Consider the following 13,799-nt stretch of genomic DNA (forward strand, 5'->3'; position numbering starts at 1 on the left):
TGCCCGTAGGAAAAATCCGAAGTGTTGGAAGGATAAGACATGCAAACCTGGGAAGTTTGCCCGGCCTAAAGAATGCACCGTGGCATCCGACGCTTTCCCGGCTGAAGCCGGTCCTACGAAAAGCCCGCAGCGTCTGTAGGACCGGCTTCAGCCGGGAAGAGGCCAGTGGATGTTGTGGAGATGTAGTGTCTAGAAGTCAGCCTTCGCGAGCAAGCTCGCTCCCACCGGTTTTAGGGGTTGGCCGTGAATCCTGGGGATTGCGCGGACAGCTTTGCGGAGTCAGCAAACTGACGCTCAGCCCTTTTTGACGAATTCTGACTTCAGTTTCATCGCGCCGATGCCGTCGATCTTGCAATCGATGTCGTGGTCGCCGTCGACCAGGCGAATGTTTTTCACCTTCGTGCCCACTTTCACGACCAGTGAGGAGCCTTTGACTTTCAGGTCCTTGATCACAGTGACCGTGTCGCCGTCCTGCAGCGTGTTGCCGACCGCGTCCTTGATGACCTTCACGTCGTCGTTCACTTCGGCAGCGCCGTCGGCGGACCACTCGTGGGCGCATTCCGGACAGACGAGTTGCGAGCCGTCTTCATAGGTGTACTCGGAATTGCATTTTGGGCACGGCGGTAAGCTCACGGCGGATCTCGCATCAGGAAGAAATAGGCGCAGGATTATAAGGGTTTTTATCGGAGCGCGGGCAAGGCGCTTGAATCGGTCGGGAACAATGCGCGCTAAGGAAGTCATACCTTCATGAGCATCACCAGACCGCAGGAGGCTGAAATGAAAGACGATCATGATCTGCAACGTTTTCTGGATGCGCAGGAACCGGTTTTCGAGCGCGCGCTCGCCGAGTTGCAGAACGGCCGTAAGCGCAGCCATTGGATGTGGTTCGTTTTCCCGCAGCTGAAAGGCTTGGGCCATAGCGAGATGGCCCAGCGCTACGGGATTTCCGGTCGTGAAGAAGCGCTGGCCTATATTCAGCATGCTTGCCTGGGACCACGCCTGGAAAGTTGCGGGCGAGCGCTGTTGAAATGGCGACATCGCAGCGCGACCGAGATCATGGGCTCACCAGACGACATGAAACTGCGCTCGAGCATGACGCTGTTTGCCAGCGTCGCACCACAAGACCCTCTATTCAATGAAGTGCTCGATGCGTTTTTCGAGGGCAAGCCGGACAGCACGACACTCGCAAAGCTCGGCCAACGCTGAACGCAACCGTCCGCTGGCGCATGTTCGAATTGCAACGCCAGGCAGTCGCTGGCCAGCTCAGGCCAACGCGGTGTCCATCACCATCATGAGGCAGAAACCGACCAGCAGCCCGAAGCTTGCGATCTTGTCATGACCGTTGCGGCGGGACTCCGGGATGATTTCATGGGTGACGACCAGCAGCATCGCTCCCGCTGCCAGCGCAAGGCCGACGGGTAACAACAGCGCGGCGATTTCCACCAGCCAGGCACACAGCACGGCGAAGACCGGCTCCACCAGACCGGAAGCGGCGCCGATCAGAAATGCGTTCAGACGCGACATGCCAGCGGCCGCCAGTACCAGCGCAATCACCAGCCCTTCTGGCACATCTTGCAACGCGATGCCCATGGCCAAGCTGTCGGCATGGGCCAGGCCTGCGCCCGCCGAGACGCCCACGGCCATGCCTTCCGGAATGTTGTGGGCGACGATGGCGATGACGAACAGCCAGATATTGGAGGGAATGGCCGGTTTTTCCGCGACCTCGGACAGCTGTGGGCCCTGGGAAACCAGCGAATCCACGATGAACAGCCCGACAGCGCCAGCCAGAATGCCAGCGCTGATCAGGGCGCCCGCACCCCAGGGCGAGAAGCCCAGACCCTGAGCCGCGCTCAAACCTGGCACGATCAGGGAAAACGCCGTCGCCGCGAGCATGATGCCCGCGCCAAACCCCAGCAAGCCGTCGGACACCGCCACCGGCATCCCACGAATCACCAGCACCGGGACCGCGCCAAGGGCAGTGCCCAAGGCGCACAGCGCTCCGCCTTCCAGCGCCCTCAACATTCTGGGTTCAAGGCTCAGCCAGGACAGGCCCTGAGCGATGAGCAGCCCGGTGCCAGCCAGCAAAAGAATCGAACCAATGGCCAGACGCAACAAGCGTCCGCTGCTGATGGTGAGGAAATCCGAAGGCATAGATCGTCTACTTCTCGTGATGGGATTCAGGCCAGAGCGGCTGCGTATCGCTTGGCCACTTCGTCCCACTTCACGACGTTGTAGAAGGCCGCGATGTACTCAGGTCGACGATTCTGATAGCGCAGGTAATAGGCGTGTTCCCAGACGTCCAGCCCCAGGATCGGCGTGTTGCCGTTCATCAGCGGGCTGTCCTGATTACCGCTGCTTTCGACGATCAGCTGTTTCTGCGGCGTGACGCTCAGCCAGGCCCAGCCACTGCCAAAACGAGTCAGCGCGGCTTTGGTGAAGGCATCTTTGAATGCCTCGAAACCGCCGAGCTGCGTCTCGATCGCCTTCGCCAGTTCGCCCGACGGCAGACCGCCACCTGAAGGGCTCATGACCTCCCAGAACAGCGAATGGTTGGCGTGGCCACCGCCCTGATTGATCACCGCAGGACGCAGTTTTTCCGGCAACTGCGCCACGCTGGCGACCAGTTTTTCGATCGGCCAGTCGGCGTACTCAGTGCCGTCCACGGCTGCGTTGAGGTTGTTGATGTAGGTCTGGTGGTGTTTGGTGTAGTGGATTTCCATGGTTTGCGCATCGAGGTGCGGCTCAAGGGCATCGTAGGCGTATGGCAAGGCAGGCAAGGTATACGGCATATCAATGGACTCCAAAGGACAAAGTGCCGGCGGCAGCGGCGTTGCGCTGAAGCGCCGAACGTGAGTGTTCGCCGGTGCTGTTGAGCAGGCGATGGGTACGTGGGTATTCACCGTGTTCGCTGATGAAGCCCAACAGTTCGCTGTAGGTCTTGTTGCTGTGGCGGAAGGCGGCCTGACGCAACGCAGGCGCAAGGTTGGGGTTCTGGATCACGTGCAGGAGGCGTTGATGCGCGGAGCACAGGTACTCGGCGCTCTCCTCCGGCTGTTTCAGGCTCAGGTGCAGGTCCGCGAGGTTGTGGTGAGAAATCACGAATGCCGCCACCGCTTCATCGGGGTCGCCCCAGCGCTCGAGCAGGACTTGAGCAAGCGCCAGTGCTTGCAGATAGAGCTCGCGGGCGTCGACCAGATCGCCACGGTTGAAACAGCTATTGCCTTTCAGAATGGTGCTTTTCCAATGCTCCATGGCGTGCCTCCTCGATCGGTAGCGTGGGCGGTAGCAGACGGTCAGATTCCGCCGGCAGTGAGTTTTTCCGGGTTCAACAGGGTTTCCAGCCGAGCGCGGTCCAGATCGGTGTGCTCCAGCGCGACGTCGATGATCGGGCGACCTTCCTTGTAAGCGGTCTTGGCGATCTCGGCGGCTTTCTGATAGCCAATGATCGGGTTCAACGCCGTCACCAGAATCGGATTACGCGACAGCGCTTCCCTGAGCTTGGCCTCGTTGACCTTGAAGGTTGCGATGGCCTTGTCGGCCAGCAGGCGGCTGGAGGTGGCCAGCAGCTCGATGCTTTGCAACAGGTTGTGAGCGATGACCGGCAGCATCACGTTCAACTCGAAATTGCCCGACTGGCCAGCGACAGTGATCGTCGCGTCGTTGCCGATGACCTGTGCGGCGACCATCGCGGTGGCTTCCGGAATCACCGGATTGACCTTGCCCGGCATGATCGAAGAGCCCGGCTGCAGGCCTTCGAGCTCGATCTCACCCAGGCCGGCCAGCGGGCCGGAGTTCATCCAGCGCAGGTCGTTGGCGATTTTCATCAGCGACACGGCGGTTGCCTTGAGCTGGCCGGAAACGGCCACTGCTGTGTCCTGAGAACCGATCAGGGCGAACAGGTCCTTGCCCGGCACGAAGCCGACGTCGCTCAAGCGGCTCAGGTGCGTGGCGAAACGCGAGGCGAATTCCGGATGCGCATTGATGCCCGTGCCTACCGCCGTACCCCCTTGGGCCAACGCCTGCAGGCTTGGCAGCAGGTTTTCGAGGTGCTCGACGTTGGCTTTGACTTGCTGCGCCCAGCCATTGAGCACCTGGCTCATGCGCACTGGCATGGCATCCATCAGGTGAGTACGGCCGGTCTTGACGAACGGATGAACCTGCACGGCTTTCTGGTCGATCACCTGAATGAGGTGCGCCAGCGCCGGGAGCAATTGCTCGTGAATCGCCAAGGCGGCGCTGACGTGAATCGTCGTCGGGATGATGTCATTGCTGCTCTGACCACAGTTGACGTGATCGTTGGCGTTGACCGGTTCACCCAGTACCCGGCTGGCGAGCGTGGCGATCACCTCGTTGGCGTTCATGTTGGTGCTGGTACCCGAGCCGGTCTGGAAAACATCGACGGGGAAATGTGTCATGTAATCGCTGGCCAGCAGGTCTTTGCAGGCGGTGACGATGGCCTTGCTCTGCCCTTCGGAAATCTGCCCGAGTTCAAGGTTGGCCTGGGCGGCAGCGGCCTTCGCCAGCAGCAGCGCCCGGATGAACTGGCCAGGCATGCGCAACTGGCTGACGGGGAAGTTGTTCACCGCACGCTGGGTCTGCGCGCCGTACAGGGCCTCGGCCGGGACCTCAAGTTGGCCCATGCTGTCGCGTTCGATACGGGTATTACTCATCGGTGGATCCTTGCATCAGTTCAGCGAGAGAAATCGAGGGCAGCAACACGCAGGTCGCCAGTTGATGAGCGAAGGCCTGCCAGCGTTGGCGCTGATTAGAGGAATGCGAGAGGGCCTGCATGTCGTGGAGCGGACGCCAGGCCTGATCCAGACACAGGCAGCGCCAGTGCCATGGCAGCGCAGTGTCGCGGGCGGTATCGATCAGCAGACGGAACGTGCTTTCGACGATCAGCGCCTGGGGCGTTGCCGTAAAACGTGCCAGATAACGGCCTTCGGCCAGGTAATGCTGAATGACACGAGGCTCGTCGGGATCAAGGGCACAGCGAATCCGCAGACTCAACGCGCGCCAGTTTTCCAGGTGAGGCGACTCGTGCAGAACAGTACCCATGACCGAGGCTCATTTAGCGAATGATATTCATTATTAAATGAGTTCGAGAATCAAAACAACCCCGGCGTTTCGTAGTGTGGATTAGCAGGTGGACGGGCAGGAGCGTGGCTTGTCACGCAAACGGCGGGGAAACCGGTGCTGCATACAGCGAGCGCGATGGGGGCGAGTACACAAAAAAGGCCTGCACCGAAATCGGGGCAGGCCTTTGGATGACGCTGGTAACGCAGGAAATATCAGCTCCCTGCGACGGTCATCTTCTCGATCAGTACGGACCCTGTGCGAATGTTGCTGCGCAGTTCGAGATCGCTGCCCACAGCAACGATCTGCTTGAACATGTCCTTCATGTTGCCGGCGATGGTCACCTCCTGGACCGGGAACTGGATCTCGCCGTTTTCGACCCAGAAACCCGCAGCGCCGCGTGAATAGTCGCCGGTGACCATGTTCAGGCCGCTGCCCATCAGCTCGGTGACCAGCAGGCCGCGTCCCATGCGGCGGATCAAAGCCGCCTGATCTTCAGTGCCGTGAGAGACGAACAGGTTGTGCACGCCACCCGCGTTGGCGGTGCTCGGCAGGCCCAGTTTGCGGCCCGAATACGTGCTGAGGATGTACGACACCAGATCGCCGTTTTCGACGAACGGTTTGGCGTAGGTCGCAAGGCCGTCACCGTCAAACGCCGAACTGCCCATGGCACGCATCAGATGCGGACGCTCGTCGATGGTCATCCACTCCGGGAACAGCCGCTGACCGATCGCGCCTTCGAGGAAAGACGACTTGCGATACAGATTGCCGCCCGAGATCGCGCCGAGGAAGCTGCCAAACAGCCCGCCTGCCAGTTCCGCCGAAAACAGCACCGGCACCTCGCAGGTGGGGACGGGACGCGCGCCCAGCCGACTGGCCGCGCGCTCGGCGGCTTTCTTGCCGATGAGGGCTGCGTCCATCAGCAGTTCGCCCTGACGATTGACGTCGTACCAGTAATCGCGCTGCATCTGGCCTTCGCCTTCGGCGATCATCACGCAGCTGAGACTGTGACGGGTCGAGGCATAGCCGCCGATGAAACCGTGGCTGTTGCCGTACACGCGGCAGCCCTGATGCACGTTGAGCGTCGTGCCGTCGGCGTTCTTGATCCGGCTGTCGGCGTCGAATGCCGCCGCTTCACAGATCAGTGCGCGCTCGATGGCCTGTTCGGGGCTGATGTCCCAAGGGTGAAACAAATCGAAATCCGGTTGCTCCTTGGCCATCAGCGCGGCATCGGCCAGACCCGAGCTTTCGTCTTCTGAGGTGTGCTTGGCGATGGCCAACGCAGCGGCAACGGTTTCACGAATGGCATCCGGGCCGCTGGCGGAAGTGCTGGCCGAGCCTTTGCGATGGCCGACGTACAAGGTGATGCCAAAGCCCTGGTCCCGGTTGAACTCGACCGTCTCGACTTCGCGTTGGCGGACCGAAGTAGACAAGCCCTGCTCCAGCGAAACGGCAACCTCACACGCCGTCGCGCCCTGACGCCGGGCTTCAGCGACGATCTGCTCGACCTGTTGTTGCAGTGCCGGCAAGGCCTGTGGGCCGACGCTTTCTGATGCACTCATGACTTTCTCCATCAAATTCTGATTTCGGCAGATACCGAATACCGACTGGGCCGGACAACAGGCCCCTGACTGGTTATCATGGCGGCGTTTATTTGCGGACGTCCCCCATGGTTGATTCTTACGACGACTCCTTCGACGGAGAGAAAAGCAAAACCCAGATCAAAAAAGAGCTTCACGCTCTGGTGGATCTGGGCGAACGCTTGACGACATTCAAGCCCGATGTGCTGGCCAAGCTGCCTCTTACCGACGAGTTGCGTCGGGCGCTGGCCGATGCTCCCAAGCACACCGCGCACATCGCGCGCAAACGCCATATTTCATTCATTGGCCGGCTGATGCGCGATCAGAACCTGGATGAAATCCTGGTGCTGCTCGATCAGCTCGACGCCTCCACGCGCCAGTACAACGAGCGCTTTCATAATCTGGAACGCTGGCGCGACCGCCTGGTGTCCGGTACTGACGAGGTGCTCGAGCAGTTCGTCAATGAATACCCCGAAGCCGACCGTCAGCAATTGCGTTCGCTGATCCGCCAGGCTCAGCATGAGGCCAAGCAAAACAAGGCCCCGACCGCGACCCGCAAAATCTTCAAATACATCCGCGAACTGGACGAAACCAAGCGCGGATTGCGTTAAATCCACTGCACCACCTGTGGGAGTGAGCTTGCTCACGATTGCGTCAGTTCAGGCACTTTATCGTCTACTGACACACCGCCATCGTGAGCAAGCTCACTCCCACAATGCTTTATTCGACCTTATCCGCCTGTGCCACCCACGGTGATCGCATCGATCTTCAGCGTCGGTTGACCCACGCCGACCGGCACCGACTGGCCGTCCTTGCCGCACGTGCCCACGCCGCTGTCCAGCGACAGATCGTTGCCGACCATCGACACCCGGCTCATGCACTCCGGGCCGTTACCGATCAGGGTCGCGCCTTTGACGGGCACCGTGATCTTGCCGTCTTCGATCAGGTAGGCCTCGCTGGTGGAGAACACGAATTTGCCGCTGGTAATGTCGACCTGACCGCCGCCCAGATTGGCGCAGTAGATACCCTTCTTCACTGACTTGATGATTTCTTCCGGATCGCTCTGGCCACCGAGCATGTAAGTGTTGGTCATGCGCGGCATCGGCAGGTGCGCATAGGACTCGCGGCGACCGTTGCCGGTACGCGCGACACCCATCAGACGAGCGTTGAGCTTGTCCTGCATATAGCCTTTGAGCACACCGTTCTCGATCAGCGTGGTGCATTCGGTCGGCGTGCCTTCATCGTCCACGCTCAGAGAGCCGCGACGCCCGGCCAGCGTACCGTCATCGACGATGGTGCAGAGCTTGGAAGCGACCATTTCGCCCATTCGGCCGCTGTACGCGGAGCTGCCCTTGCGGTTGAAGTCACCTTCCAGACCATGACCGACCGCTTCATGCAGCAGCACGCCGGACCAGCCCGAACCTAATACCACCGGCAGCGTGCCAGCTGGCGCCGGGATGGCTTCCAGATTGACCAGCGCCTGACGCAACGCTTCGCGGGCATAGCCCATCGCACGGTCTTCGCTGAGGAAATAGCGGTAATCGGTACGCCCGCCGCCGCCGTGGCCACCACGTTCGCGTCGGCCGTTCTGCTCGACGATCACGCTGACGTTGAAACGCACCAGCGGGCGGACGTCCGCGGCCAGGCTGCCATCGGTCGAGGCCACGAGGATGCGTTCCCAGACACCGGCCATGCTGACCGACACCTGCTGGATGCGCGGGTCGAGCGCCCGGGTCGCGATGTCCACACGCTTGAGCAACTCGACCTTTTCGGCCCGCGTCATCACTTCCAGCGGGTTATCCGGCGCGTACAGCTGGGCGACATCTTGAGAGGTGAACGCCTGAACCCGGCCATTCTGCCCGGCGCGGGATATCGAGCGGGCAGCGCGGGCCGCCTGGCTCAGCGCGTCCGGCGTGATGGCGTTGCTGTAGGCGAAACCGGTTTTTTCACCCGACTGCGCACGCACGCCGACACCCTGGTCAAGGTTGAAGCTGCCTTCCTTGACGATGCCATCTTCCAGAGCCCACGACTCGGAAATCTGGCCCTGGAAATACAGGTCGGCCGCGTCGATCCCTGGACCGGCAAGCTCTCCCAGCACTGATTGCAGGCTGTCGATGCTCAGGCCGCCTGGCGCCAGAAGGTGTTCGCTGACTGAGGACAAGTCGCTCATATTCACTCCGGGGTGTTGGCAGGCCGCAAGGCGTCCTGCGAAAAAAATCGCCGGTGATTCGCTACCGGCATTCGCGCCCTGATGGACGCTTGCTCTTGACTGTCTCGTTCGGCCAGCAGCACGGCTTCACCCTGTGCCTGCTCGGCCAGCACGCGGCCCCATGGATCTATGATCGCCGCGTGTCCAAATGTTTCCCTGGGTCCTGGATGAACCCCGCCTTGCGCCGCCGCCAGCAGGTAGCACTGAGTCTCGATGGCTCGCGCGCGCAACAGGATCTCCCAATGCGCCGCGCCAGTGACGGCCGTGAAGGCCGATGGCGCGGTAATCAATTCAGCCCCTGCTTCGCGCAGCGCGGTGTAAAGCTCCGGGAAACGCAGGTCGTAACAGACCGTCAGGCCCAGTTTGCCAACCGGTGTATCGGCCACCACCACATGGCTGCCGTGGGCGTAATCGTCGGATTCGCGATAACGCCCGCGAGCATCAGCCACGTCCACGTCGAACAAGTGCAGCTTGTCGTAGCGCGCCACCTGTTCACCCCGATCATCGACCAACAGCGAACACGCCGTCACCTTGCCGTCAGGCTGACCGTCGGGCGGCAGCGGCAGTGTCCCGGCGACTATCCATAACTTGAGGTCGCGAGCGGCCCGTTTCAACCATGGCAGGATCGGACCTTCGCCCGAAGCCTCGGCACGGCCAATGGCTGCAATATCGCGCCGACCCATGGCGGCGAAGTTTTCCGGCAGCACCGCCAGCTTTGCGCCGGACGCCGCTGCGCGTTCCAGCAGCCCGCGAGCCTGAGCCAGATTGCCCTCGACATCGCTCTGGCTGACCATCTGAATCACCGCGAAGGACATAGGCGCTCCTTGATCGATAGAACTGCACTGTACTCCAAGCAAAGTCGATGAGCTCGCCCGGACGCTCGGTTTCATCGTAACTGCCCTACCCCTTCCCGACTGAAGCCGATCCTACTGCCAAGAGCGGCTTTGTATCCGGGAAAGCGTCGTGCGCTCTACCACTGCACTGTGATTACTGCGGTTTCTCGAACGGCTTATCGAACGTGATTTTAGGCTCTTTCCACGGCCCTTCGACCTTGTATTGCACGCTGGCGAAGCGCGCGACGCGATCGCCCAGCAGCTTGTCGACCAGAAACAGCGCGCCACCAATGGCCGGCGCACCGACAATCAATGCGGCAATCGGCAGGTTGTTGGTCACCGGCAGCGTCACCAGCAGCTTGGCATCGACCCGGTCCCGAACCATGTCCAGCGTACCGTTGAGCTCCAGATTGCTCGATGGCCCGATCAACGTGATCGGGTCACGCGTGACATACACCCCGTCGCTGGCCACCAGCAAACCTTTCACCCGGTCGTAACCCAGGCCCTTGCCGAGCAGATCGGAGAAATCGAGACGCAAGCGGCGACCGATGGAATTGAAATTGAGCAGGCCGAACACCCGCAACGCCTGGGCGCCGCCCTCCACCTCGACGAACTGACCGTTCTTGAGCGTGGCGTCGAGGCTGCCGGAATAGCGTTTCAGGCCAACCCAGGCAGGCGAGCCCGGCCAGCGGCCATCGGCATTCATTTCGAATTCCTGGCTGGTGACAGTGGGCGCGAAACCCCACGCCTTGAGCACGTCGGCCAGATTCTTGCCGGTCACCTGGCCCTTGAACCAACTGCCGGTGCTGCCGGGCGCGCCTTCCCAGCCGCCATTGCCCGACAACGCCATGCCTTTGAGGCCCAGATTCATATCATTGAGTTGAATGCCCGCTGGCGTAGAACGCACTTTGAGCGACCAGGCGCCGACCAGTTGGTCGCCCTGAAACAACTGCGTGACCTTGATGTTCATCGCCGGAATCTTGCGCGGGTCGACATCGGCCAGCGGATCCGGCGCGTTCTCGACCACCGCCGCGTTGGGATCCGGCGCAGGCAGGCGCACGTAGAGCAGATTGATGTCGATCGGCGTGGCTTTGCTGTCGGGCAAGGTCGCGGTGCCTTTGATCTTAGTGCTGTCCAGCGACAGCCCCCAACTGGTGTCGCTGCGCTTGAGCTGCACATTGGCCTGATCGAGGGTCGTGCCCATCGCCGTCAGCTTGCCGATCTGCAGATCGAGGCCACTGAGCAGTTGCTTGGCGCTGCCGCCGGGATCGTTGCCTGCGTAGCGCTCGGCCATGGCCTGCCACGGGGCGATGTCCAGCTCCGACAGTGAGCCACGGACTCTCAGCCCTTTGCTGTCCGGAACGATGGCGCCGCCTTCACCGAGGAACAGTTCGCCACGGCCATCGGCCAGCTTGCCCGCAGGCGCAGCGTAGGCCAGATTCGCCAGATTACCGTAGCCGACGCTGATTCGCCGTTCAGGACCCTGCAGGTTCATGCGCAGGTCCGTGTCGCGGGTGTCATCGGCGGTTTTTCCGAAGGGCGCCGGCAGGTCGACCGTAAGGCCTTTCAAATTCGAATTGATCAGCAACTGGCTGTCAGCGTCGTTGAGCAGGACTTGCAGTTGATATGGCAGCTCGCCCGAGACCGGCAACGGCTGAGTGACGCCCAGCCAGTCGGTCAGACGTTTGGTCGCGATCTGGCTGCTGGCGGTGATCCGCGTCACCGGCGCACCCGGTTTACCTTCGGCGAAAATCTCGGCGTTCACCGGTTTGTCGAACGCCACCGCCTTGATGCTCTTGCCGCTGAGCCCCTTGGCGTAGTCGAAACGGAAATTGCCTTTGAGCTGCGTCAGCTCCAGCACCGGATCAGCCAGCTTCAGACGAGCGCCGTCAGCGGTGAAGTCCACGGCCACCTTGGGCTCCTGCCCCTTGACCAGCGGGACATCCAGATTGATGTGGCCTTGCAGCGGCCCTTCGGCCTGCCATCCCGCGAAGGTCTGCCCGGTGCCGATCGGCGCCTCCTGCAGAATCTTCATGCCATCCTGCAAGCTGCCGTCGAAATCACCGTTGACCAATAGATGGCTGGTCTGTCCGGCCGGAACATGCGGGACATCCACGGCCACGTTGCGCACCTGCGTGCCAAGCAATTGCCCTTTGCTGGCACGGATGCGCACGCCGCTGTTTTCAACGAAGACATTGCCGTCCACGCCCGTCAGCTGCGGCCAGCCGGGCTGGAACGCAAGGTTGGCATTCTGCACCTTGAAGAACAGCGTGATCACGCGCGCGACATCGGCCGCGTCATGATTGATCGAGCCCTGATACTGGAAAAAACCTTCTTTGACGTCGCCGCTCAGGACCGCCGTGCGCAGCCATTGATCGACGCCCGGATTGAGCATCGCCGGCAGGTATTTGGAGGTGTATTTGCCATCGCCATCGACCATGCCCACGCGCAGGTCCATATAGTCTTCCTGATCGTGGTTGAAGTGCAGCCGGATCAGAAAATCGCTCGCGATCTTTCCTTCATCGCCAAGCACTTTGATGTACGGGGCGATCAAGGTGAAACCCTGATCGTCGAGCGCATAGGTCAGGCGCGCCTCGGCGTGGCGGTACTTCCATTCGTTCTTGAAGATCGGGTCCAGGTGCAGCATGAAGTCATCGGTGTTCAGCCTCAGTTCGCCCTGACCGAGATCACCGCTGATCGCGCCGCTGACATTTCCTGCCGCTGGCGCCCCGTGATAGGCGTCGAAACCCAGCTTGTCCAGGTTCGCGGCGAAGCTCACCCGCTTCGGCCCTTCCGCCTGCGGGCGATAGTCGAGCAGCAGGTTACGCACACCGCCGGTGAAGCGAAGATGGTCGAGCGCCACCATCAGTTTGTCGGGCAGCGGCGCCAGCGAATCGAGCAGTGGCGTGATCGGTGTCAGGTCGACGCGGTCCGCCTGCACGTGCCACAACTCCTGACTGTCGGCGGTGGCGGCGGTCTGCTGTAGCTGAAGGCGGCTTTCCCAGCGCTTGCTGTCCAGGTCCATCGCCAGCGAATTCACCGCGACATTGAAACCCTTGTCGTCACGCTGAAACCAGGCATTGAGCGCCAGATTGTCGATGGTCGAAGGCTTGCGATCCGCGAAAGCGCCCTTGAACCGGGGTGCGTTCAACCGCGCGACGGCGGTCTGCAGCATGCCCTTGCCCCACGTCATCCAGAACTCGCCGCCGGCCTTGAGCGTGTTGATCTTCCAGTCGCGGGTCAGGCTTTTCGGCAGCCAGTGCGACCAGTCACTCTGAGGCAGGCTCAGATACGCCTCGGCTTCGCCATCGCGCCATTCATGTGCGCGCACTTTTGACCGCACGTTCATGGACAGCGGCTGGCCGTCAGGCAAGGTCATGCGCGCGTCCAGCCGCTGATGCAGACTGCCGGTCTTGAGGCTCAGGCTGACATAAGTGAGGGTCAACGGGGATTGGTCGTAGGGTTGCAGCGTGATCTGGCTGTCGAACAACGACAGCTGAGCGATCATCTGCATCTGGGTCAGCACCTGTTCCGGATCGAACGGCTTGTCATCCTGCACCGGCAGGCCCTGCAACGCCCAGTGTCCGTCCTTGTCTTCCTTGAGGCCCAGCTGCAGCCCGTCGAGTTCGAGGCGCGCCAGGCGCACTTCCCGCGCGGTGATGCTGGCCCACAGATCAGGCACTGCCCGCACATGATCCAGACGCACCGCGCTGGCGCCCTGCCCGATCATCACGTCGCGCGCGACGAACACCGGCGCAAATCCGCTCCAGCTGCCTTCCAGGCGTCCGACGCTGATCGGCATGCCCAACGCGGCCTGCGCCTTGGTTTCGACGTCGGCGCGGTACTCGGCCACCATCGGCACCAGCTCGCGGCCGACGCTGACGTACAACGCGATCAGCACGACCACCAGGGCGCACAGGCTCAGTCCCCAGCGGGTCAATACCGCGAAAAACCGGGTCAGTCGCTCCATGCCGCCGAGCCTCCGCACAGCGAGCTTACACGTGGCGTCTGGCTCAACGGTGCAGATGTTGTGATGTCCGGGAGGTGCTCATTTGCCACGCAAGATTCTCTTTGAAGGGCATCCATGCCGTCGGCCTCTCT

12 protein-coding genes are annotated in these 13,799 nt (G+C 61.6%); 2 read left to right on the top strand and 10 right to left on the bottom strand.

Annotated features, from left to right (window positions below; all coding sequences use genetic code 11):
- Positions 1-294 precede the first annotated feature (294 nt).
- Positions 295-633 carry a zinc ribbon domain-containing protein YjdM gene (locus tag AAGQ88_RS21900; protein WP_342655860.1) on the bottom strand — a complete coding sequence of 113 codons (339 nt, stop codon included), beginning with the start codon at positions 631-633 and terminating at the stop codon, positions 295-297.
- A 144-nt stretch (positions 634-777) separates the two neighbouring features.
- On the opposite strand from AAGQ88_RS21900, the gene AAGQ88_RS21905 reads away from it, so the two are divergent.
- Positions 778-1,206, top strand: a complete 429-nt coding sequence (locus AAGQ88_RS21905) for a DUF1810 domain-containing protein (protein ID WP_342653564.1) — start codon at positions 778-780, stop codon at positions 1,204-1,206.
- Between the two features lie 57 nt (positions 1,207-1,263).
- On the opposite strand, the gene AAGQ88_RS21910 is transcribed toward AAGQ88_RS21905, so the two are convergent.
- The 6 genes from AAGQ88_RS21910 to pmbA all read right to left on the bottom strand — a co-directional run bounded on the left by AAGQ88_RS21910 (position 1,264) and on the right by pmbA (position 6,638).
- Positions 1,264-2,151 carry a ZIP family metal transporter gene (locus AAGQ88_RS21910; RefSeq protein ID WP_342653565.1) on the bottom strand — a complete coding sequence of 296 codons (888 nt, stop codon included), beginning with the start codon at positions 2,149-2,151 and terminating at the stop codon, positions 1,264-1,266.
- A gap of 26 nt (positions 2,152-2,177) precedes the next feature.
- Positions 2,178-2,789: a superoxide dismutase gene (locus tag AAGQ88_RS21915; RefSeq protein ID WP_342653566.1), complete on the bottom strand. Its 612-nt coding sequence runs from the start codon at positions 2,787-2,789 to the stop codon at positions 2,178-2,180.
- 1 nt (position 2,790) lies between these two features.
- Positions 2,791-3,252 (bottom strand): hypothetical protein, encoded by a 462-nt coding sequence (locus AAGQ88_RS21920; protein WP_285422518.1) that lies wholly within the window; start codon positions 3,250-3,252, stop codon positions 2,791-2,793.
- 41 nt (positions 3,253-3,293) lie between these two features.
- Positions 3,294-4,670: a class II fumarate hydratase gene (locus AAGQ88_RS21925; RefSeq protein ID WP_342653567.1), complete on the bottom strand. Its 1,377-nt coding sequence runs from the start codon at positions 4,668-4,670 to the stop codon at positions 3,294-3,296.
- The gene (locus AAGQ88_RS21930; RefSeq protein WP_285422520.1) at positions 4,663-5,058 is read right to left on the bottom strand and encodes a FagA protein; all 396 of its coding nucleotides are present in this window, start codon (positions 5,056-5,058) and stop codon (positions 4,663-4,665) included. Before AAGQ88_RS21930 ends, AAGQ88_RS21925 begins: the two co-directional genes overlap by 8 nt.
- Positions 5,059-5,291: 233 nt before the next feature.
- Positions 5,292-6,638 carry a metalloprotease PmbA gene (gene pmbA / locus AAGQ88_RS21935; RefSeq protein ID WP_285422521.1) on the bottom strand — a complete coding sequence of 449 codons (1,347 nt, stop codon included), beginning with the start codon at positions 6,636-6,638 and terminating at the stop codon, positions 5,292-5,294.
- Positions 6,639-6,745: 107 nt separating this feature from the next.
- Here pmbA and yjgA point away from each other — a divergent pair, with 107 nt between their 5' ends.
- Positions 6,746-7,267, top strand: coding sequence for a ribosome biogenesis factor YjgA (gene yjgA, locus AAGQ88_RS21940; RefSeq protein WP_093462861.1), 522 nt, complete (start codon positions 6,746-6,748; stop codon positions 7,265-7,267).
- Between the two features lie 119 nt (positions 7,268-7,386).
- Here yjgA and tldD read toward each other — a convergent pair whose 3' ends face one another.
- The 3 genes from tldD to AAGQ88_RS21955 form a co-directional block, all read right to left on the bottom strand.
- Positions 7,387-8,826, bottom strand: a complete 1,440-nt coding sequence (gene tldD / locus AAGQ88_RS21945; protein ID WP_342653568.1) for a metalloprotease TldD — start codon at positions 8,824-8,826, stop codon at positions 7,387-7,389.
- Positions 8,827-8,828: 2 nt separating this feature from the next.
- Positions 8,829-9,680, bottom strand: a complete 852-nt coding sequence (locus tag AAGQ88_RS21950) for a carbon-nitrogen hydrolase family protein (protein ID WP_342653569.1) — start codon at positions 9,678-9,680, stop codon at positions 8,829-8,831.
- Between the two features lie 172 nt (positions 9,681-9,852).
- On the bottom strand, positions 9,853-13,668 hold the full coding sequence (locus AAGQ88_RS21955) for a YhdP family protein (RefSeq protein ID WP_342653570.1): 3,816 nt from the start codon (positions 13,666-13,668) through the stop codon (positions 9,853-9,855).
- Positions 13,669-13,799 lie beyond the last annotated feature (131 nt).

This window comes from Pseudomonas sp. F3-2, assembly GCF_038804275.1.
Taxonomy (GTDB): domain Bacteria; phylum Pseudomonadota; class Gammaproteobacteria; order Pseudomonadales; family Pseudomonadaceae; genus Aquipseudomonas.

Bases quoted from the DNA above. Each gene is read 5' to 3' on its own strand.
- AAGQ88_RS21955 (WP_342653570.1), bottom strand. From the start codon at position 13,668: ATGGAGCGACTGACCCGGTTTTTCGCGGTATTGACCCGCTGGGGACTG.
- AAGQ88_RS21925 (WP_342653567.1), bottom strand. From the start codon at position 4,670: ATGAGTAATACCCGTATCGAACGCGACAGCATGGGCCAACTTGAGGTC.
- pmbA (WP_285422521.1), bottom strand. From the start codon at position 6,638: ATGAGTGCATCAGAAAGCGTCGGCCCACAGGCCTTGCCGGCACTGCAA.
- AAGQ88_RS21910 (WP_342653565.1), bottom strand. From the start codon at position 2,151: ATGCCTTCGGATTTCCTCACCATCAGCAGCGGACGCTTGTTGCGTCTG.
- AAGQ88_RS21905 (WP_342653564.1), top strand. From the start codon at position 778: ATGAAAGACGATCATGATCTGCAACGTTTTCTGGATGCGCAGGAACCG.
- yjgA (WP_093462861.1), top strand. From the start codon at position 6,746: ATGGTTGATTCTTACGACGACTCCTTCGACGGAGAGAAAAGCAAAACC.
- AAGQ88_RS21930 (WP_285422520.1), bottom strand. From the start codon at position 5,058: ATGGGTACTGTTCTGCACGAGTCGCCTCACCTGGAAAACTGGCGCGCG.
- AAGQ88_RS21950 (WP_342653569.1), bottom strand. From the start codon at position 9,680: ATGTCCTTCGCGGTGATTCAGATGGTCAGCCAGAGCGATGTCGAGGGC.
- AAGQ88_RS21920 (WP_285422518.1), bottom strand. From the start codon at position 3,252: ATGGAGCATTGGAAAAGCACCATTCTGAAAGGCAATAGCTGTTTCAAC.
- tldD (WP_342653568.1), bottom strand. From the start codon at position 8,826: ATGAGCGACTTGTCCTCAGTCAGCGAACACCTTCTGGCGCCAGGCGGC.
- AAGQ88_RS21915 (WP_342653566.1), bottom strand. From the start codon at position 2,789: ATGCCGTATACCTTGCCTGCCTTGCCATACGCCTACGATGCCCTTGAG.